Raw genomic sequence first — 19,571 nt, forward strand, 5'->3', positions numbered from 1 at the left:
GTCTCTGTCTACCTCGGAGATTTGCATAAAAACCCCCATCCGTTGTGGTCCGTTCAACACTGTTTATCGACGGACGGAAGCCCGATATGCCCCTTTAACCGTTCGAGAGGGCCGTAGAACGTTTAATACCGGCTCTCGACAGCTTAATTGGGTGTTATGACCGTGAACGGCCACTGGATTTATATACTGGTTTCAGCGTTCTCTCGAAGCCGTTTTTGCCGCGGGACCGGTGGGGTCGGTCATGGACAAGGTGTTCGCGCCGTGGCGCATCGAGTGGGTCGAACGCGAGGAGACCGATCCCGACGTCGATTGCGTCTTCTGTGCGTTCGCGGCCGACGACGACGACCGGGCGAACAACGTCGTGGCGCGAAGCGACCGCGCGTTCGTGCTGTTGAACAACTACCCGTACAACCCAGGCCACGTGATGGTCATCCCCCACGACCACACCGGTGACTACGGCGATCTCGACGACGAGACCCTGCTCGACCACGCCCGCCTGAAACAGCGAACGTTCGACGCGCTGGAAGCGGCGCTCGGCCCCGACGCCTTCAACGCCGGTCTGAACCTCGGTGGCTCGGCGGCCGGGGGCTCCATCGACGACCACCTCCACACCCACGTCGTGCCGCGCTGGGAGGGCGACACGAACTTCATGCCCGTCGTCAGCGACACGAAGGTCATCGTCGAAGCCGTCGAAGACACCTACGATCGCCTCCACGAGGCCTTCGCCGAGCAGGAGGGCGCGACCGTCGTCGGCGACGACGCCGCGATCAGGATCGAGTGACGCCCCGCGTGCCGGGATGGGGGCCCATCGCGGTCCCGAACGGGTGTCGAAGCGGCTTTGACCGGGGCCCGACAACCATCGGTAGATGTCGCGCCGCGTGACGCTCCGACGGGTCGGGCTGCTCGTGCTCGTCGTGAACCTCGTTCTCGTGCTGGCGAAAGGAGCCGTTTGGTTCTCGACGGGCAGTCTGGCCGTGCAGTCCGAAGCGGTCAACAGCGCGGCCGACACCGCCTACTCGCTTGTCATCGTCGCCGGACTCTACCTGACGACCCAGCCGCCGGACTTCGAACACCCCCACGGCCACGAGCGCATCGAGCCGTTCGTCTCGCTGTTCGTCGCAGCGGGTATCTTCCTCGCGGGGGGCGTCGTCCTCTGGGGGGCCGGAAACGCGCTCCTGACCGGTGATATCGAGGTTACCCAGGGACCCACGGCCGTCGGGGTCCTCGTGTTGTCGGCCGCCGCGAAGTACGGGCTGTACCGCTACTGCCTCCGCGCCGGCCGGGACAGTCACTCCCCCGCGCTCGTCGCGACGGCGAAGGACAACCGCAACGACATCCTCACCGCCGCCGCGGCCCTCGTCGGCGTCGTCGGCGCGATGGTCGGCTACCCCGTCGCCGATCCGCTGGCCGCCGTCGTCGTCGCCGTCGGGATCATCTACACCGGCATCGAGGTCGTCCAGGACAACGTCACCTACCTCGTGGGCGGCGCACCGCCCGAGGACCTCCGCCGGGAGATCCTCCGCCGGGCGCTCGACCACCCGAAGGTCGAGGGCGCACACGACGTGATCGCCCACTACGTCGGCCCGGAGATCGACGTGAGCCTCCACATCGAGGTCGAGGGCGACCTGACGCTGTTCGAGGCCCACGACATCGAGACGGCGGTGATCCGCTCCATCGAGGACCTCCCGGAGGTCGACGACGCCTTCGTCCACGTCGACCCGAAGGAACTCGGGGAGTGGAAAGACGACGCCGAAGTCGAACGGCTGGCCGATCTGGAGTGAGTCGTCCGGCGGCGCTGGGCTGACGACGATCGCTGGCCCCGTCAAGCACGCCTCCGTCCCGCACCTGGAATCCGCAAGCCGCGGCTTCAGTGTGGCCGCGCCCCGACACGCGTGCAACGGATGAACGCTACTGTGATTGCAGGCGTCGGTGTCCTCGCAGCCGTCTTCGTCGGCGTCAACATCGGGGGATCGTCGACCGCCGCCGCGTTCGGTCCTTCGGTGGGGAGCGAGGTGCTGACGAAGGCGGCCGCCGGCGCTCTCATGACTGTCTTCGTCCTGCTCGGCGGGTGGACGGTCGGTCGCAACGTGATCCACACGCTGAACCAGGGGATCGTGCCGTCGCGGACGCTCACGCTCACTGCCGGCGTGGTCGTACTGGTGTTCGTGGGACTCAGCCTGGTGCTCGCCAACTGGCTCGGAATCCCGGCCTCGACGTCCGAGACGACGGTCGGTGCGATCGTCGGACTCGGGGTAGCGACCGGTACGTTGCGGGTCTGGAAGGTCGCCGAGATCACCGCGTGGTGGGTCATCTCACCGCTTGCGGCCTTGCTCGCCGCTGGTGCGCTGGGTCGCTACTGCTACCCGTGGTTCGAGCGCCGACTCGTCGGCAGTGACGGCGTCGACGGGCCGGTGTTCCGGATCGAGCGAGACGGCTGGCGGCCGCGCCTGGCACTCCAGGGGGATCTACGGGGCCGCCGCGGCGTACTCGCCGGCGTCACGGTTCTCATGGGCTGTTACATGGCGTTTTCGGCCGGGGCATCGAACGTCGCGAACGCGGTGGCCCCCATCGTCGGTGAGGGGTCGCTCACGATCGGTCCGGCGGTCCTCCTGGCGACGGTCGCCATCGGCGTCGGCGCGCTCACCGTCGCTCGCCGGACGCTCGAAGTGCTGGGAAACGATCTCGCGAAACTCCCGCTCGTCGCGGCGCTGGTCGTCGAGGTCGTCGCGGCATCGGCCATCACGGTGCTCTCGATACTCGGCATCCCCGCGAGCCTCGCGATCACGACCATCTGCTCCATCATCGGGCTGAACTGGGGGCGGCGACGACGGCGCGAGCAGCGGGCGGTCGCGACGGACGGTGGCACGTCGGAGACCGAGGAACTGCTGGACACCGGAACGACGTGGCGCAGTATTGGCGTCTGGATCGCCACACCCACGCTGTCGGCTGCGGCGACCTACGCGGCGTTTACGGTCCTCCTCGCGTGAGGGCGAGGGGCTCTTGACGGTCGGCCACCGCCCCGAAGATCTCGACGGTCGATCGCCGCGCTGCTCACCTGCCTCGACCCACCGCATTGTCGCGGATTTTACAGCAGTCGGAACAGCCAATACCGCCGACACCGATAGCGAGTCATGTCCCGCGCGTCCCTCCCAGATTTCGCCGAACTCCTCGACGTGACGCTCCTCCTCCACGACCCCGTGACAGACGCGATACTCGACGCGAATGCCGCCGCAGAGAAACTCTACGGCTATACGAAGGCGGAACTGCGAGAGCTGACAATCGGTGACATCAGCACCGAGTCGCCGCGGTTCAGCCGCGACGAGGCGGTCGACGCGATCCGGGCCGCCGCCGTGGGCGAGCGCCAGGAGTTCGAGTGGCAGATACGGCGGGCCAACAGCGAGATGCGCTGGGTCACGGTCCGGCTACGGCCGTTCGCCCCCGACGGTGAAACCCTCGTTCTCGCCGAGATCCAGGAAACCACCGAGTTCAAGAAGCGGGCCCGTCGCCTCCAGTTGCTCAACCGCATCATCCGGCACAACCTCCGCAACGAGATGACCGTCGTCATGGGGCACGCCGAGAGCCTGGAACGGGCGCTCGAAGACGAGGACTACGAGCGACAGGCGGAGCTCATCCAGGACGTCGCCGAGAACGTCGGCGGGCTGACCAAGTCCGTCTCACAGATCGAAAACATCGCCACGAACGACGCCTCGGACTTCTCGCCGACGAGCGTCGCCGCGGTCCTCGAACGGCTGGCCGGGGAGTTCGAGTCGACGTATCCCCACGCGACGGTGTCGCTCGACGCCGACGAGGACGCTCGAATCGCCGCGGATCGAGGCCTCGAATACGTTCTCGAACACGCGATCGAAAACGCGGTCGAGCACCACGACGGAGCCGCTCCCAAAATCCGACTGGAGGCGACGGCCGAAGCCGCGTCCTCGCGCGTCGTCGTCAGGGTCGTCGACGACGGCCCCCCGATTCCCCAGCGGGAGATCGACGCCATCAACCCGGACGCGGAGTTCTCCGAGATCTATCACGGAACCGGGGTGGGCCTGTTCGTGATGCAGTGGTGTGCGGAGTCTCTGGGGGGCAATCTCGAAATCCGCGACAATACTCCCCGCGGGAACGTCGCCGAATTCACGTTCCCCCTGCTGACGGAGTGAGCGGTCGGCCGAGTCGGCCGGTTCGCGACCCGACGTGTCCCTCATCGTATAAGAATACCCAATCAATTGCCCACGCTCCTGATGCTCAGATAACATTACTAGTCAGGTGGGTTGTTCCAATGACAGACCACGATCGACGACGGGTGCTGAAAGCACTGGGAACCACGGGCGCGCTACTCGCCACCGGTGGCGTGGGCGCTGTGTCGGCGAAGCGCGACGGTGCGAGCGGGGACGACTCGCTGGTCGACCTGGCTATCGACCTGAACACGGGACAGTTCGACGTGCTGATCGCCGCGTTGCAGGCGAACCCCGACGTACTCGACACGCTCGACGGACGGGGACAGTACACGGTGTTCGCCCCGACGGACGCGGCGTTCGGCGACGCCGGCTTCACCGAGGCGAACGCCGACGAGGTGCCGGCCAGCGTCCTCACGTACCACGTCACGCCGGGGCGACGCTACTCGGAGTCCGTGCTGGGTGCGCCGCGACTGCCGACGCTGAACGGCGCGTTCATCGAGCAGGACGACGGCGTCCTCAACGGCGGCCAGGCGACCATCACGGACACGGACTACGAGGCGTCGAACGGCGTGTTACACGTCATCGACGGCGTGTTGCTCCCCTGAGGCCACGGACGGCCGCCCTCGGCGGCCTGTCAGTCCGCGACTCGTGCCCGCTCGACGGGCTCGCCGAAGGCGTAGACGGTGTTGTGACTCGTGATCTCCGCCTCGACCACGTCGCCCAGTTCCAGGCCGCGCGTCTCCGCGTCGGCGATCACGACCTGCCGGTAGGCCTCGTCGTAGCCGACCAGCGACTCGTCGGTGCCGTCCTCGACGAGCAGGACCGACGACGTGCGCCCGACCATCTCCTCGTAGGCGTCGGCCATCAGCTCCATCTTCGCCTCGCTCATCTCCTTCGAGCGGTCCTTCTTGATCTGCCCGCCGAGGCCCTTCATGTCCGCGGCGTCGGTGCCGGGGCGCTTCGAGAAGCGCGTGACGTTGATCTTCTCCGGGCGTGTCTCCCGGAGCAGCGCCATCGACCGGTCGTGGTCCTCGGGGTCCTCAGTGGGGAAGCCCACGATGAAGTCCGTCGAGAGCGTCCAGTAATCGAGCGCCTCGTCGAACGCCGAGACGACCTCACGGTACTCCGAGACGGCGTGTTGGCGGCGCATGTCGCCCAGCACGTCGTCGCTGCCGGACTGGACCGGCGCGTGGATGAAGTTGTACAGTTCGTCGTGTTCGGCGAACACCGCCGCGAGTTCCTCGCGGACGCCGTGCAGGCCCTTCGGGTTCGCCATCCCGACGCGAACGCGGAACTCGCCGTCGATTTCGGAACAGATGCGGTCCAGGAGCTCCGGCAGGAGGCTCGTCCCCTGGTTCCGGTCCCAGCCGTAGACGCCGGTGTCCTGGCCGGTGATGCGCAGTTCCTTCGCGCCGGCGTGGACGAGCGCGCGGGCCTTCTCGACGTTCTCGTCGACCGACGGCGACTCGATGCGACCGGTCGCCTGCTTGGTGATGCAGTACGAGCAGTCGGACATACAGCCCCGGGCGATGGGGAGGATGCCGACCACGCCGTCCAGCACGGTCTCGGTGTCCGGCGTGACGGTCGGGCACTCGCCGTTGAGGACGTGCTGGGGCACGTCGTCCCAGTGGAGTACCTCGGCGTCCACGTCGGCCTCGCGGAACTGCTCTCCCTGGGCCAGCGCCATACAGCCAGTGACGACCAGGTCCGCCGGCGTCTCCGCGTCCAGTTCTTTGGCCCGCGCGAGCATGTTGCGCTCGGTCTTCTCGAGCACCGTGCAGGTGTTGAGAATCGCCACGTCGGCGGTCTCCGGGCCGTCGGCCGGGTGGTGGCCGCCCGCCCGGAGCGCCTGCTCGATCTCCTGGGTCTCACCCCGGTTGGAGGTGCACCCGTACGTCTCGATGTGATAGCGGGCCATTCGTTCTACTCCTGTAGCCAGGACGGCAAAAGGGCGACGGATTGGGGCGGTCCCGCGTCAGTAGCCGTCGCCGGCGTCGTCGTCGGGGTCGTCGGTCTCACTGCCGCCGTGTGCCTCGGCGGCGTCGCCGCCCTCCCGCTCGGCGCGCCACTCCCGGACGATGGTATCGCCGCTCGACGCGCCGATGCGCTCGGCCCCGGCCTCGAACATCGCCTTCGCCTCCGTCCACGAGCCGACGCCGCCGCTGGCTTTCACGGGCAGGTACGTGCTCAGGATCTCGACGTCGTGGACCGTCGCGCCGCCCTCGCTGAAGCCCGTCGCGGTCTTGAGGTAGGCGGCGTCGGCGTCGGCGACGAGCCGGCCGACCCGTTCGAGTTCGTCGTCGGTCAGCAGCGGCGCTTCGACGATGACCTTCACCGGGATCGGCACGCTGGCGACGACCTCGGTGAGGTGGTCGGCCAGTGCGTCGTCCTCGCCGGCCTTGAGCAGGCCGACGTTACAGACCACGTCCAGTTCGTCGGCCCCGGCGTTCCAGGCGAGCTTGGCCGCCCGGCAGACGGCCTCGGTCTGGCCCTGGCCGTGGGGGAAGTCGACGACGGCCGTCAGCGGGACGTTGGCGTAGTCGCTCGCCAGCGGGAGGTAACACGGCGCGATGCAGGCTCGCGTCCCGTACTGGAGCGCCTCGTCGAGACAGGTCCGAACGTCGTCCGGCGTCGTGGTCGGCCCGAGGACCGTGTGCTCGATCCGGTCTGGCAGGTCGTCCATAGGCCCGGGTGACGCGCGGACGGTACGTAAAGACAGCGGGCGCGTGCCGTCGCGAGACGTAAATGACCGCGGCCGTGGCTGGTAATACCAACGCCGCCGCGGGCCGGAAGCTTTTCCCTTACAGACGACGGCGTGGGGGACATGATACTGCCTTCGGGGCTCGCGCTGCCACCGGTCGAGTACGCGGTGGCGCTGCTCGGCGGGACGCTCGTCGTGACGGCGCTGCTGTACGCCCTCGAACCGCCGGTCGACCAGCGGACGGTGGTGGCGCTGACGCCGTGGATGGCGCTCGGCGGCGCGCTGCACGCGCTCCACCAGCCCCCCATCGAGGCCTACCGCCCCGTGGTCGCGCCGCTCTTCGGCGCTCCGGCGGTGTATCTGACCACCTACGTCACGCTCGGGGTCATCTGGGTCGCGCTCTCGCTGTTCAGCGTCCGACGCGGCCACAGCGAGACCATCTCGCGGAACCTCGGGCTGGTCGGGACCGGCTTTCTCACCGTCGTGCTCGTCCTCAGCGTCATCATGGCGCTGCGGTCCGACCTGCTCGCGCTCGTCTGGCCGACCGTCTCGGTCACCGTCGCCGCCGTCCTCGCGGCGCTGACGGTCCTCGCCGTCGCGCTGTGGCGGACGCCCGTCGCGGTCCGGATGCGCTATGCGGCCCCGACCGTCGTGTTCGCCCACGCACTCGACGGGGCCTCGACGGCGGTCGGCGCGGACGTCATCGGCGTCACGGAGCGAACGCCCATCCCGGCCGCCATCATGGAGTTCGCCGCCTCGCTCCCGACGGCCCCGTATCTGGGCCGGGGCTGGCTGTTCGTCCTCGTCAAGCTCGTCGTCGCGGTGGTGATCGTCGTCCTGCTCGACGACTACCTCGAGGAGGAGCCCGTCGAGGCGAGCCTCCTGCTCGCCGTCGTCACCGCCGTCGGGCTCGGCCCGGCCGCGAACAACATCGTCCTGTTCCTGTTCACGCCGGTCTGACCGCGCGACGCAACGCTCATACGCGGCGACCGCGAGGATGTCACCGTGCTCGAAGTTCCACTGGCGCAGTGGGCCGCGATCTGCGCGGTCGCCGGCGTCGTCACCGGCCTGCTGCTCAACATCCCGATGGTCACACAGTCCGAGGGGTACCTGCCCGCCTACGTGGCGGCCGGCGGCCTCACGGGCGTCGACCCGACCGAGGCGAGCGACGCGCTGGCGGTCGCCGTCCACCACGTCGTCGCCGTCGTCGCATCGCTCCTGTACGGTGCGGTCGTGGCGGTCCTCTCGCTGGTGGTGCCCACGGCCGTCTCGATCGGCGGCCTCCCGCTCGTGCCCCACCTCGTCGGCGCGGTGATCGTCACGGCAGGTATCTTCGCCTTCTTCGCTCGGATCGCCATGCCGCGGTTCGGCGGGAGCCTGCACGACCGCGCCGACGAGATCGTCGAGCAGTGGGCGCTGACGGCGTTCATCTACGGGGCCACGCTCGCGCTGCTGGTCCCGATTCTCGTCGTCCAGCTCTGACCGGTCCGGCGGCGCTTCGCCGACTACTATAAGCTCCCGTTCGATGGGCCGCTATGGCGAAACAGCCCCACCTGCTCGTCGAACAGGGCGACCTGACCGACATCGCGCTCGTCCCCGGCGACCCCGGGCGCGTCGATCGCATCGCCGGCCTCTGTGACGACCACGAGGTCGTCTCGCAGAATCGCGAGTACAAGATCGTCAACGCGACCTACGAGGGCCGCGAGTTGACGATCTGCTCGACCGGCATCGGCTCGCCGTCGACCGCCATCGCCGTCGAGGAACTGGAGGCCGTCGGCGTCGAGACGCTCATCCGCGTCGGGACGACCGGCGCGCTCCAGCACGGCATCGAGATCGGCGACATGGTCGTCGCCAACGGCGCGGCCAAGGACGAGGGGACGACGAAGCGCTACGAGGACGTGGAGATTCCGGCCGTGCCGGACTACGACGTGCTCTCGTCGCTGGTCGACGCCGCCGAGGCCAACGGCGAAGACGTCCACGTCGGCCCCATCGCGACGGACGACGCCTTCTACGCCGAGACCGACGAGTACGTCCGCGACTGGGAGGCGGCGGGCCTGCTCGCCGTCGAGATGGAGGCCGCCGCGCTGTTCTCGCTGTGTCGCCGCAAGGGCCTGCGCTCCGGCGCGATCTGTACGGTCGACGGCAACCTCGTCGAGGGCACACAGAAGGGCGAGACCGACGACAGCGAACTGCCCGAGAAGGCCAGGAACAACGTCGAGCGCGCTATCGAGATCAGCCTGACCGCGGCGTCGTCGCTGTAGGCGGTCGCGCGTCGGTCACGGCGCGCTGTCGTGTCGCTCCACGCCCGGCCGGATCACTGTGGCGTCGTTTCGCCCCCGCGGCGGAGGGCTTAACAGACCGTCTCTCGTGCATCGAGGTATGCTCGACCGTCTCCGAGACCGGATTCGAGCGGCGGTCGCGCGAGCGCGACGGGTCGAGCGCCGCGAAGTGCGGGACTTCAGGCGCTGGGCGGAGGTGACCGACAACCTCGTCCACCTCTCGATGCTGGTGGTCGTCCCGCTGGCCATCGCGCTCGTGACGGCGCTGGCGAACGCGGTCCCGCGGCTGACGTTCCTGCTCTTTCCGCCGCTGGCCGCCGGGACGTACACGCTGTTCGTCGACCCCACCGGCAAGTACTCAGAGCCGGGGCGGTTCGTGGCAGGCCTGACCATCGGGGCCGTCTGCGGGCTCGTCGCACTCGCCGTCTCCAACGCGGTCCTCGGTCCCTCGTCCGGCCAGTTCCAGGCCAGCGCCCTTGGCGCGGGACTGGCGGTGTTCGCCACGGGCGTCGTCACCTGGCCCCTCGACATCGAGGAGCCGTCGTCGTACTCGACCGCGCTGCTGGCGCTGCTCGTGGGTCCGAACCAGCGGGCGGCGTTCGTCGGGAGCATCTTTCTCGCGAGCACGCTCGTGGCCGGCATCTTCGTCGTCTGGCGCGACCAGTTCTACGAGCGCCGCGCCTCGTACCTCTACGAGTCGATGACCGGTGACGACCACGTCCTCGTCCCGATGCGCGGGGAGTCCGCGGGGCGAACCGCGATGCTCGGGGCGCGCCTCGCCGCGGCCCACGAGGCCGGCAAGGTCGTCCTGCTCGACATGGTGGGTGACGCCGACGCCGCGGCCAGCGAGGAGGCGCTCTTGCGCGATACGATCAGCGTGGACATGTTCTCCGAGGCGGACCGCGACGGCACGGCGACGGACGGCGACCCACCGGTGGCGGACCACCGTCTCGTCGGCGACGGCGGCGACCCGGCCGACGCCCCGACGGACCGCGCCCGGACCGACCTCGACGCGCAGGTGAACTGGCTGGAGACCCACGCGGACCGCATCGAGACGCGGACGGGCGTCCCCTGTCAGGTCGTGGTCGCGAACGACGGCGGGTCGCCGGCCGCGACGACACTCCGAACCGCGGCCGAGACCAACTGCGACCTCATCGCCGCGCCCTACGAGACCCAGCGCGGCGCGCTGTCGCCGTACCTCAAGCGCCTGTTGCAGAGCGAGTCGGACGTGGTCGTCCACCGCTCGCGGGGCGACCGGACGCGCTGGAAGCGGGTGCTCGTCCCGGTCCGGTCGGTCAGCGACGTCTCGCACAACATGGTCGACTTCGCCTGCCGGCTGGCGGGCAAGAGCGGCCGCATCGCCGTCGCGACCTGCATCGGTCCGCGCGGCGACCGCCGGCGGGCGGAGGAACTGCTCGCCGACCTCATCGAGCCCTTCGAGGGCTCGTTCGAGACGCGGGTCCCGCGGACCGACATCCTGTCGTTCCTCTCAGAGACGGGCCCGCAGTACGACCTCGTCGTCATCGGTGCGAGCCGCGACCGGAGCGCGGCCTCGCGGTTCGTCTCGCCGCCGACGTTCGAGCGCCTCGAAGACGTGGACACGGACGTGGCCATCGTCGACCGCGGCCGGTCGTAGCGGGCTCGTGGCGAAGCATCCGGCTACGCGAGTTCGCCGCTCGCCTCAGCGCTCGGACGCCGGGCCGTACTCCTCGTCTGTGACGTGGTCCAGCCAGGTGACGGCCTCACCGTCGCGCTCCTCCTGGACGGCGATGTGGGTCATCGCGGTGTCCGGCGTCGCCCCGTGCCAGTGCTTCTCGCCCGGCGGGAACCAGACCACGTCGCCCGCTCGAATCTGCTCGATCTCGCCGCCCTGGCGCTGGACGAGGCCGCAGCCGCTCGTCACGATCAGCCGCTGGCCGAGCGGGTGGGTGTGCCATGCGGTGCGCGCGCCGGGCTCGAACGTGACGCTCGCCGCCGCTGCGCGGGCCTCGTCCCGCGAATCGAACAGCGGGTCGATCCGTACAGATCCAGTGAAGTACTCGTCGGGTCCGTCGACGGACGGTTGTGAACAGCCGTTGGTGATATCCATCGTTCGTCTCCACGTCTCAGTTGTGCGTCGCGTGACTTGGATCCGGGGCTATCCACAAAGGGGGCTTAAGAAGCAACTCGCGCCAGACGCGATCGGTGACGAGTGTGAGAACAGCGTGGGCTGTAGGAAGATACAGCCACGGCGGGCCCGTCTCGCCGTCCGGGTACCGCGACCCCGCGGCGGGACGCTACGGTGACTGCCGGGAATACTCACCCATAGGTTTACCCGCACGCCTGCCGATTCCGACGTATGAGCGGGTTCAGTCACGAGACGGACTCTGGACCAGAATTCGACGGCGACGTCGAGCGAGATGCGCCCACGGCCGCTGAGCAGGGCCATCTCGGAACTGAGTTCACCGAAGAACGGATGCTCCCCGCGGAGGCGTTTTCGCTGCTCGGAAACGACACCCGAATCGACATCTTGCAGGCGATGCTGGACGAGAACGCCGACAAAGCGCCGGTCGGCTTCACGGAACTGTTCGAACGAGTCGAGATTGCAGACAGTGCCAACTTCAACTACCACCTGCAGAAGCTCACCGGCCACTTCATCAAGCAGACCGAAGACGGCTACGAGTTCCGCCACCCCGGCCGAAAGGTCGTGAGTTCGATCTTCGCTGGCACGCTCACTGACCGCGCGCAGCTGGGGTTCTTTCCGGTCGACGGCTCCTGTCACACGTGCGAGGGGGACCTGCACGGCTGGTACGTCGACGAAACGCTCACCATCGCCTGCGTCGATTGTGCGACCGTCCTCGTGCGGTATCCGTTCCCACCGGGCGGCATCGACGAACGAACGCCCGAGGAGCTACTCCAGGCCTTCCATCACTACGTCCGGCATCACTACTGCATCGCCGCCGATGGCGTCTGTCCCGAGTGCACCGGCCCCGTCGAGACGGAACTGGGCTACGAACCGGCGGAAGCGGACAACCTCGACGTGTCGGTCGAACACACGTGCCAGCGGTGCGGCTACGACCTCCAGTCGAGCGTCGGCGTGAACCTCCTCGACAACGCCGAGGTGCTCCTGTTTCACTCCGAGCGCGGCATCGATCTGAGCACGGAACCGTTCTGGCACTTCGAGTGGTGCGTGAGCGACGCTCGCACGGAGATTCTGTCCGAGGACCCGCTGCGCCTGCGTCTCGATATCCCGTGTGCGGGGGACGAGTTGCGCGTCGTGCTGGACGAGACTCTCTCGGTGACCGAGACCGCGCGACGGGAACACCTCTCGTATTGAGTTCTGCCTGCGGGCAATCGGTTGGAACGAGGGCCGACCGCTGATGCCCACGGTCGAAAAAACGGATTGCAGTCCGTCAGTGGCCGCCTATTCGAATAGCTGCACGGCCTCGTCGTACCGGGAGCTGGGTTCCTCCCAGTCGACGACCTCGAAGAAGGCGTCGACGAAGTCGCCGCGGGCCGGGCCGTAGTCGTAGTAGTAGGAGTGCTCCCAGACGTCGAGCGCGAGGATGGGGTGGCTGCCCCAGAGCGCGCCCTGGTCGTGCTTGTCGACCGTGACGGTGCGCAGTTGGTTGCTGAAGCTGTCGTAGACCAGCAGCGCCCAGCCGCCGGCGGCCGAGGCCGCAGCCTCGAACTCGCCCTTCCAGGCCTCGTAGGAGCCGAAGTCCTCCTCGATGCGGTCTGCGAGGTCGCCCGTCGGCTCGTCGCCGCCCTCGGGGCCCATCGACTGCCAGAACAGGTCGTGGAGGATGTGTCCGGAGCCGTTGTGGGTCACGTTGCCGATCGCCGAGGCGGTCGAGGAGTAGTCTCCCTCCTCGCGGTTCGCCGCGAGCGTCTCTTCGGCGCTGTTCCAGCCGTTGACGTAGCCCTGGTGGTGGGTGTCGTGGTGCCACGTCAGGACCTGTTCGCTGATGTGCGGTTCGAGTGCGTCGTAGTCGTACGGGAGCGGCGGAAGTTCGTAGTCTGCCATTGGTATCGACACTTGTGGCCAGGTGTGAGAGGAATATGAGCGTTTTCTGTAACGCAGTATAGTAGCGATACCGTCATGTGCCAGACGCAAGCCCGGGCAGTGAGGAACCGCGGTCGGCCCGGGACGGGAGCGTCGAAAGCGACGGCGCGCTCGGACCCTCGATTAGGGCTGGACCTGGTCCAGCGGTCGAATCAGGACCTCGTTGATGTCGACGCGCTCCGGCTGGGTGACGACGAACGTGATGGTTCGGGCGATGTCCTCGGGCGCAAGTGCGTCCATCGACCCGACGTACTCTTTGACCCCCGCCTGGAGGTCGTCGTCGGGGATGTGTTCCAGGAGCTCCGTGTCGACCGCGCCCGGTTCGATCGTGGCGACGTGGACGCCGTCTTCGGCCACGTCGAGGCGGAGCGAGTCGCCGAACATCTTCACGCCCGCTTTCGTCGCGTTGTAGTGGGCGCTGTTCTCCTGGAGGAACCGCCCGACCACGGAGGAGATGTTGACGACGTGGCCGCTTTCCTGGTCCAGCATCGTCGGGACGACGGCGTGGGTGAGTTTGATGAGGCCGCTGAGGTTCACGTCGATCGTCGTCTGAAGCGTCTCGCGGTCCGCCTCTGCGATGTGTGCGAGCGGCATGAGACCGGCGTTGTTCACGAGGACGTCGATGCGGCCGTACTCGTCGAGCGTCGTCTCGACGAGGTCGTCGATGTCGTCGTCGCTCGTCACGTCGGTCGAGACGACCAGCGCCTCTCCGTCGTCGTCCTCGATACTGGCTGCGACCTCGTCGAGTTCGTCCACGCGGCGAGCGGCGAGCACGACGCTCGCCCCTCGTGACGCGAGCGACTCGGCGGTCGCCCTGCCGATTCCAGACGACGCGCCGGTGACGATCGCGACCTGTCCGTCAAGTTCCGAACCGAATTCTGTTGCCATCGAGTATCAGAAGAGCGAGCGCACGGTTCGCCGTTATGCTATCTGAAAAGTGTGTTTAAATACTCCTTGCACAGCGCGATTCTCGTAGTCCGGGGAGTCGAAGCTATCTGGAGAGCGTGTCGATCTCTGTCTGTGTGCCGAGCGCCGAGGTGAGGAGTTGGCGCTCACCGCGCCGCAGGAGACTCGACATCGACGGCTGGGAGATCCCCATCTCCTGGGCCAGTTCCTCGGTGCTGACCTGCCGCGGGCTCTCGTAGTACCCACGACTGATCGCCAGGGTAAGCGCCTCGTGCTGTCGGTCGGTCAGTCCGTACTGCGACGACTCGTCTCCCTCGGGGGCGTTCTGGGAGATGGAGAGCAGTTCGATATCGACTCCGTACTCCTCACAGCGGGTCCGCATCCCGTTGAACGCGTTGTAGTTCTGAAAGAGCTTCTTCTCGTACCAGCCCTCCGGCGTGACGACCGTCGGTTCCATCTGGGTCGCGGTGAACCGCTCAGGGGCGAACGCCTCCGAGATCACGTCCGCCAGTTCGATCGTGACCTGATAGACGTCCTTCCCGCTCGCCCGTCCGAGCGCCGTCGCTTCCACCACCTCGTCCAACGCCAGGAGATCGCTTTCGGAGACGTCTTCGGTCGGTTCGAGATAGACGACGAACACGCGGGCGTCGTGTTCGAGGCAGAGTCCGTGGACGCACTCGAACTGGTTCGAAGTCACTGATTCTGCAAGGCTCACGAGCGGTAGTGACGACGAACTGAGGAGGAATTCGGTCGTGACGGTCATGTGTCGGCTCCATGCGTCACTCGCAGTTAAGTTCAGTGTCCGTACTCCGGAGTCACAGGACGTACGTACGTCTCCTAGCGGCTATTTCACCGGCCGACCGAACCGGTCACGAGCGCTGCATTGGTTCGGGGACGCCGTCGCCGACCGCTTCAGATGTCCGCGTCGGACTCGTCTTTCACGTCGAGCAAGTGGTCGGCGATGTTCTCCATGCCTTCCCGACCGAGCGCGGACTGGACGATGAGGTGGCCGCCGAGGACTGCCGGGCTGATGACGGTGTCCGCACCCGCCCGCCGGAGTTTCTCGATGTTCTCGCGGTCAGTGGCGGCGGCGACGATGTTGACATCGGGGTTGAGCGTCTGCGCTGTCAGTATCGCCAGCGCGTCCTGTGCGTCGTCGTTCGTGGCCGCGACGACCGCCGCCGCGTCCTCGATGCCGGCACGCTGGAGCGGTTCCTCGTCGCTCGGGTCGGCGGTCAACACGTTGATGTCCTGCTGTTGCAGGCGGGTCGCCGCGTCCGTGTCCGGCGTGATGACGACGAAGTCGATCGCGCCGGCCAGTTCTTCGATGATCGGTTCCGTCAGGTCGCCGAAGCCGAGGACCAGCACGTGGTTCTCGAGCAGATTGAGTTGTGCGTCAGACATGTTTCCGAGGACTTCCGCGAACCGCTTTTCGATGGCCGGGCCGAGCAGCGACCCCAGCGCGATACCGAAACTGGCCACGCCGAGCACGACGACGGACATCCCGAACAGCCTCGCCTGTGGCGTCTGCGGCGTGATGTCGCCGTAGCCGACCGTGCTGGCGGTGACCAGCGTGAAGTAGAACGCGTCGGTCAGCGTCGAGATGCCGCCGAACTCCTCGCGCAGCGCGTACGCCCCGACGGTCCCGTACACCTGCGCACCGATCAGCGCCGCACCGGCGGCGAGCTGGGCCGTCGAGAGGTCGATCGGCCGGTCGAACCGCCGGCGGTTCAACAGCATCGTCGGCAGCGACAGCAGCGAGAGCCCGACGAGCGGCAGCGAGAACGCCGAGCTCTGGACGAGGCCCTGCAGCGCCGAGACGGGGAGCAAGACGACGGTGACGTACCACGCGACCCGCAGCCGACGACGGAGACCGAGCACGCTGATCAGCAGCGTGAAGCCGGTCAGCGCGCCAGTGAACCCGGCGGCCCGCTGGATGCTTCGCGGGATGTACGCGGCGAGCGGTCCGCTGATAGACACGTCGCTGATGTTGACGACGCCGGTGGCAAAGGAGAGGATCGCCACCAGGACCGGGAGCAGGATCGCGGCCCGCGCCCCCAGCCAGTCCCGCGGTCTGTCCATGTCCATGCAGATTGCGTGGGTGGGTGTAAATGTACTGTCTGGGCCCCGTCCGCCGGAAGCGATTTACTGCCGGACGGACACGGTGTGGACATGGCTTCGCTCCCGATCGAGATTCTCATGGGCATCTATCTGGGGTTGCTGGTGGGAGTGATCCCGGCGCTCGTCTCCTGGGCGCTCGGCTTCATCTTCAAGTACTTCACCGGGGTGAGCGTCCCCGGCTTCGGTGTCGTCGTGCTGGCGATCGCGCTCGCCGGCGTCAGCGGCGGCCTCCTCGCACTCGCCGACAGGTCGATCACGCAGGCGCCGAACGCCGAGCGCGTCGTCACCGCGATCCTCCTCGTCGGGATGGTGTCGATGTACGCCCACAGCAAGGGCGACCAGCTCGGTGCGAACTTCCCGAAGCGCCTCTCGCTGAAGGGGCTGCGGGACAAGCGCCTCTCGGCCGACGTGGTCGAGTTCGTCGGCGGTCGCGACGAGGTCCGCATCCAGATCGTCGGTGAGGTCGCCGATATGGAGGGGTACCCGCCGCTGCCCGAGCCGCTCCGGGCCGAGATCCGCGGTGAGGAGTGGCGGTTCCCGGCGGACCTCCGGATCGGCGAACTCGAACGGCGCATGGAGGAGCGACTCAAATCGGAGTTCGACCTCGGCGACGTGGCCGTCACCATCGACGAACAGGGCCGGGCATCGGTGGTCGCCGCGCCGCCGTTCTCCGGGCTCTCGAAACGCGTGGGCGACGGCCGTCACGCGGTGTCGGTCGACGCGCTCCTGCCGACGGGGCTCGCCCGCAACGACGAAGTGACGGTCCTGACCGAAGACGCGCAGGTCCGGGGCACCGTCGTCAGCGCGCGCTCGGCGGAGACGGACGACGAAACGCCGGTCGAGACGCCCGACGAGCCGACGGTCGCCGACGCGGAGCAGCCGTCGGCACCGATCCGCGCCCCGACGACCGACGGCGGCGAGGGCCGTCTCACTGTCGCCGTCACCCGGACCGACGTCCAGCCCCTGCTGCGCTCGGCCGCGCCGAAGGTCGTGGTCGAGCCGCGGGGCACGCACCGCGAGTACGAACTCGTCTCCTTGCTCCGGCGGGCGGGCAGTCGGTTCCGGCGGCTCACCGTCCGCGCGGCGGGGCCGCTCGACGACACGACGCTGAGCGACGCGCGCGTCCGCGACACGTACGGCGTCGCCGTGGTCGCCATCCGCAAGCCGGACGGCTGGCAGGTCGCGCCCCACGGGACGGCGACCGTCGAAGCCGGGGACGAACTGTACGCCGTCGGGGGGCGCGACGCCCTCGACGACTTCGAGGAGGCGGTAGCGTGACGCTCGCGCTCCTCCAGGGTGGCATCGTGCTTCAGGGCGACTCGGCGACGGAACTCGTCGTCGAGGCGCTCGCCGAACTGCTCGGCGTGGCGGTCGCCGCCGGCGGCATGTCCGCGTTCACGGCGCTGGTGTATCGCTGGTACGTGCGCGAACGCGTTCAGACGGGCGTCGCCGTCCTTTTCGGGCTGACCGTCGTGGTGCTGTACCTCGGAACGACGGCGGCGCTCGGTCAGGTGATCGGCGGGGAAGACGAGGTCCTCGAACTGCCGCGGGTCCTCACGAACATTTCGGCGTTCGTCGCCGGCGGCCTCGGCGCGTACGCTGGAACGCGGGTCGGCGACCGACTCGGAACGGACCTGTTCGCGGCGACGGCGCGGGGCGCGGTCGACGCCGACGTGAGCGAGATCGTCCAGACGGTCGGTCGGGTCACGTCCGTCCGCCTGCCGGAGGACGTCGACGACATCGTCGGGTACGACCCGTCGCCGGACGCGACGAAGGAGAAGCTCGCGAACCGGCGCTTTCTCTTCCCGCGCCGGCTGACGAAAGCGGAGCTTCGCGAGCGGCTGGTCGCCCGGCTGAAGACCGACTACGGCGTCGGCCACGTCGACCTCGAACTGGCCGACGACGGCACCGTCGAGTACCTCGCCATCGGCTCGCGGGCGGCCGGCATCGGGCCGACGCTCCCCCCGGCGACCAACGCCGTCGCCGTCCGGGCCGACCCGGCGAACGCCGCGAGCGCCGGCGACCTCGTCCAGGTCTGGGAGCGGAACCCGGCGACGCGCGTCCTCACGGGCGAACTCCGCGGCGTCGCCGGCGACGTGGTCACGGTGGCCATCGACGCCGCCGACACGCCCAAGCTCGACCCGCAGACCACGTACAAACTGGTCACGCTCCCGGTACAGGAGCGACCCGACCGCGAGTTCGCCTCGCTGCTCCGGGCGGCCGACGAGACGATGGGCACCGCGACGGTCGAGCGCGGCAGCGAGGTCGAGGGGACGACGGTCGGCGCACTGGAAGTCACGGTGGTGGCCATCACCCGAGACGGGGAGTCGCCGGAGACGATTCCGTCCCGGGAGCGCGTGCTCGCGGCCGGCGACACGCTTTACGCCATCGCGACTCCAGACGCGCTCCGACGGCTCGAACAGGCCACCGAGGGGACGGGCGAGGAACCGCCGGCTGACGACCACGTTGACGGCCCCGACGCGGCGGGACCGGCGGCCACCGATTCAGGGTCGGTGGTCGACGAGCCGGCACCCGGCGACGCTCCGACGGACTCGGTGCCCGACGCCGCGGACGCGACCGACGACGTCACCGATGCAGCGGTCGGCGATGACGGCGACGCGGTGGGTGCCGACGACGCCGACCCGTCTGGCGACAGCAGCGACTCGTCCGACGACGATCCGCTGGACGGGATTCCGGACGCCGAGGGATTCGAGCCACTCGACGAAGACGCCGACGGTGGCGACGACGAGGAACCGGTAGAGCTGTGGGACCCTGCGGAGCGCGTCGGCGACCCGGTCGCCGAGGACGAGGCGGACGCTGCGACGCACGACGAGTCGGCGGCCGGCGAACCGAGCGACGACGTGACGGACGCCGAGTCGGGCGATTCGACAGAGGACGACACCGAACCCGAGTCGGCTGACGACGCGGGGGAGTCCAACGCAGCGATCGAGGACGGCGATCCCTCAGACGACGGCGACGACGCCGAACGGTCCGACTGAGTCGCCGGTCTGCGGGTCGGAACGCTCTTTTGACCGACGCACCGAGTGCGACTATGGAGTGGAAGCTGTTCGCACACCTCCGCGACGCGGCCGACGGGCAGTCCGTCAGCGTCGACGTCGACGGGGACGCGACGGTCGAGACGGCCCTCGACGCCCTGCTCTCGGCGCGGCCGGCGCTCGCCGAGGAAGTGCTCGACGAGGACGACGAACTGGCCGACCACGTCCGACTGCTGGTCGACGGCGAGGACCCGTTCGCCGGCGGCGACGGCCTAGAGACGGCGGTCGAGAGCGACACGGAACTCGCGCTGTTCCCGCCGGTCAGCGGCGGGTGAGGAGCGGTCG

The 19,571-nt window shown here is 68.4% G+C and carries 20 protein-coding genes; 13 read left to right on the forward strand and 7 right to left on the reverse strand.

Going from position 1 to position 19,571, the window contains the following annotated elements:
• The first annotated feature begins 241 nt into the window (after positions 1–241).
• From ACOZ4I_RS02735 to ACOZ4I_RS02755, 5 genes are all read left to right on the forward strand, one after another.
• Positions 242–781 (forward strand): HIT family protein, encoded by a 540-nt coding sequence (locus ACOZ4I_RS02735; protein ID WP_424002784.1) that lies wholly within the window; start codon positions 242–244, stop codon positions 779–781.
• Positions 782–866: 85 nt separating this feature from the next.
• Positions 867–1,781: a cation diffusion facilitator family transporter gene (locus ACOZ4I_RS02740; RefSeq protein WP_424002786.1), complete on the forward strand. Its 915-nt coding sequence runs from the start codon at positions 867–869 to the stop codon at positions 1,779–1,781.
• Between the two features lie 120 nt (positions 1,782–1,901).
• The gene (locus ACOZ4I_RS02745; RefSeq protein ID WP_424002788.1) at positions 1,902–2,987 is read left to right on the forward strand and encodes an anion permease; all 1,086 of its coding nucleotides are present in this window, start codon (positions 1,902–1,904) and stop codon (positions 2,985–2,987) included.
• A gap of 144 nt (positions 2,988–3,131) precedes the next feature.
• Complete coding sequence (locus ACOZ4I_RS02750) at positions 3,132–4,160, forward strand: ATP-binding protein (RefSeq protein ID WP_424002790.1); 1,029 nt, start codon at positions 3,132–3,134, stop codon at positions 4,158–4,160.
• Between the two features lie 119 nt (positions 4,161–4,279).
• The gene (locus ACOZ4I_RS02755; protein ID WP_424002792.1) at positions 4,280–4,783 is read left to right on the forward strand and encodes a fasciclin domain-containing protein; all 504 of its coding nucleotides are present in this window, start codon (positions 4,280–4,282) and stop codon (positions 4,781–4,783) included.
• A gap of 29 nt (positions 4,784–4,812) precedes the next feature.
• On the opposite strand, the gene ACOZ4I_RS02760 is transcribed toward ACOZ4I_RS02755, so the two are convergent.
• Together ACOZ4I_RS02760 and deoC are read right to left on the reverse strand one after the other, a co-directional pair.
• Positions 4,813–6,096, reverse strand: coding sequence for a tRNA (N(6)-L-threonylcarbamoyladenosine(37)-C(2))-methylthiotransferase (locus tag ACOZ4I_RS02760; protein WP_424002794.1), 1,284 nt, complete (start codon positions 6,094–6,096; stop codon positions 4,813–4,815).
• Positions 6,097–6,153: 57 nt separating this feature from the next.
• On the reverse strand, positions 6,154–6,861 hold the full coding sequence (deoC, locus tag ACOZ4I_RS02765; RefSeq protein ID WP_424002796.1) for a deoxyribose-phosphate aldolase: 708 nt from the start codon (positions 6,859–6,861) through the stop codon (positions 6,154–6,156).
• Between the two features lie 141 nt (positions 6,862–7,002).
• Here deoC and ACOZ4I_RS02770 point away from each other — a divergent pair, with 141 nt between their 5' ends.
• From ACOZ4I_RS02770 to ACOZ4I_RS02785, 4 genes are all read left to right on the forward strand, one after another.
• Complete coding sequence (locus ACOZ4I_RS02770; RefSeq protein WP_424002798.1) at positions 7,003–7,839, forward strand: DUF63 family protein; 837 nt, start codon at positions 7,003–7,005, stop codon at positions 7,837–7,839.
• Between the two features lie 45 nt (positions 7,840–7,884).
• On the forward strand, positions 7,885–8,361 hold the full coding sequence (locus ACOZ4I_RS02775; RefSeq protein WP_424002800.1) for a hypothetical protein: 477 nt from the start codon (positions 7,885–7,887) through the stop codon (positions 8,359–8,361).
• Positions 8,362–8,414: 53 nt separating this feature from the next.
• Complete coding sequence (locus ACOZ4I_RS02780) at positions 8,415–9,140, forward strand: nucleoside phosphorylase (RefSeq protein WP_424002802.1); 726 nt, start codon at positions 8,415–8,417, stop codon at positions 9,138–9,140.
• Between the two features lie 118 nt (positions 9,141–9,258).
• On the forward strand, positions 9,259–10,794 hold the full coding sequence (locus ACOZ4I_RS02785) for an HPP family protein (RefSeq protein WP_424002804.1): 1,536 nt from the start codon (positions 9,259–9,261) through the stop codon (positions 10,792–10,794).
• 45 nt (positions 10,795–10,839) lie between these two features.
• On the opposite strand, the gene ACOZ4I_RS02790 is transcribed toward ACOZ4I_RS02785, so the two are convergent.
• Positions 10,840–11,247: a (R)-mandelonitrile lyase gene (locus ACOZ4I_RS02790; RefSeq protein ID WP_424002806.1), complete on the reverse strand. Its 408-nt coding sequence runs from the start codon at positions 11,245–11,247 to the stop codon at positions 10,840–10,842.
• Between the two features lie 249 nt (positions 11,248–11,496).
• On the opposite strand from ACOZ4I_RS02790, the gene ACOZ4I_RS02795 reads away from it, so the two are divergent.
• Positions 11,497–12,474, forward strand: coding sequence for a DUF7351 domain-containing protein (locus ACOZ4I_RS02795; protein ID WP_424002808.1), 978 nt, complete (start codon positions 11,497–11,499; stop codon positions 12,472–12,474).
• A gap of 87 nt (positions 12,475–12,561) precedes the next feature.
• Here ACOZ4I_RS02795 and sod read toward each other — a convergent pair whose 3' ends face one another.
• From sod to ACOZ4I_RS02815, 4 genes are all read right to left on the reverse strand, one after another.
• Entirely contained in the window at positions 12,562–13,164 is a 603-nt protein-coding gene (gene sod / locus ACOZ4I_RS02800) for a superoxide dismutase (RefSeq protein WP_424002810.1), read from the reverse strand.
• Between the two features lie 162 nt (positions 13,165–13,326).
• A complete protein-coding gene (locus tag ACOZ4I_RS02805) occupies positions 13,327–14,091 on the reverse strand; it encodes an SDR family oxidoreductase (protein ID WP_424002813.1) in 765 nt (254 codons plus the stop codon).
• Positions 14,092–14,194: 103 nt separating this feature from the next.
• Positions 14,195–14,872, reverse strand: coding sequence for a helix-turn-helix domain-containing protein (locus ACOZ4I_RS02810; RefSeq protein ID WP_424002815.1), 678 nt, complete (start codon positions 14,870–14,872; stop codon positions 14,195–14,197).
• A gap of 149 nt (positions 14,873–15,021) precedes the next feature.
• Positions 15,022–16,191 carry an NAD-binding protein gene (locus ACOZ4I_RS02815; RefSeq protein WP_424002817.1) on the reverse strand — a complete coding sequence of 390 codons (1,170 nt, stop codon included), beginning with the start codon at positions 16,189–16,191 and terminating at the stop codon, positions 15,022–15,024.
• Between the two features lie 90 nt (positions 16,192–16,281).
• Here ACOZ4I_RS02815 and ACOZ4I_RS02820 point away from each other — a divergent pair, with 90 nt between their 5' ends.
• The 3 genes from ACOZ4I_RS02820 to ACOZ4I_RS02830 are packed head-to-tail and all read left to right on the forward strand — an operon-like array spanning position 16,282 to position 19,561.
• Positions 16,282–17,508 carry a potassium channel family protein gene (locus ACOZ4I_RS02820; protein ID WP_424002819.1) on the forward strand — a complete coding sequence of 409 codons (1,227 nt, stop codon included), beginning with the start codon at positions 16,282–16,284 and terminating at the stop codon, positions 17,506–17,508.
• Positions 17,505–19,229: a cation:proton antiporter regulatory subunit gene (locus tag ACOZ4I_RS02825; RefSeq protein WP_424002821.1), complete on the forward strand. Its 1,725-nt coding sequence runs from the start codon at positions 17,505–17,507 to the stop codon at positions 19,227–19,229. Before ACOZ4I_RS02820 ends, ACOZ4I_RS02825 begins: the two co-directional genes overlap by 4 nt.
• Positions 19,230–19,282: 53 nt before the next feature.
• Positions 19,283–19,561 carry a ubiquitin-like small modifier protein 1 gene (locus tag ACOZ4I_RS02830; RefSeq protein ID WP_424002823.1) on the forward strand — a complete coding sequence of 93 codons (279 nt, stop codon included), beginning with the start codon at positions 19,283–19,285 and terminating at the stop codon, positions 19,559–19,561.
• Positions 19,562–19,571 lie beyond the last annotated feature (10 nt).

The sequence above is a fragment of the Haloarcula salina genome (assembly GCF_049603855.1).
Taxonomy (GTDB): Archaea; Halobacteriota; Halobacteria; order Halobacteriales; family Haloarculaceae; genus Haloarcula; species Haloarcula salina_A.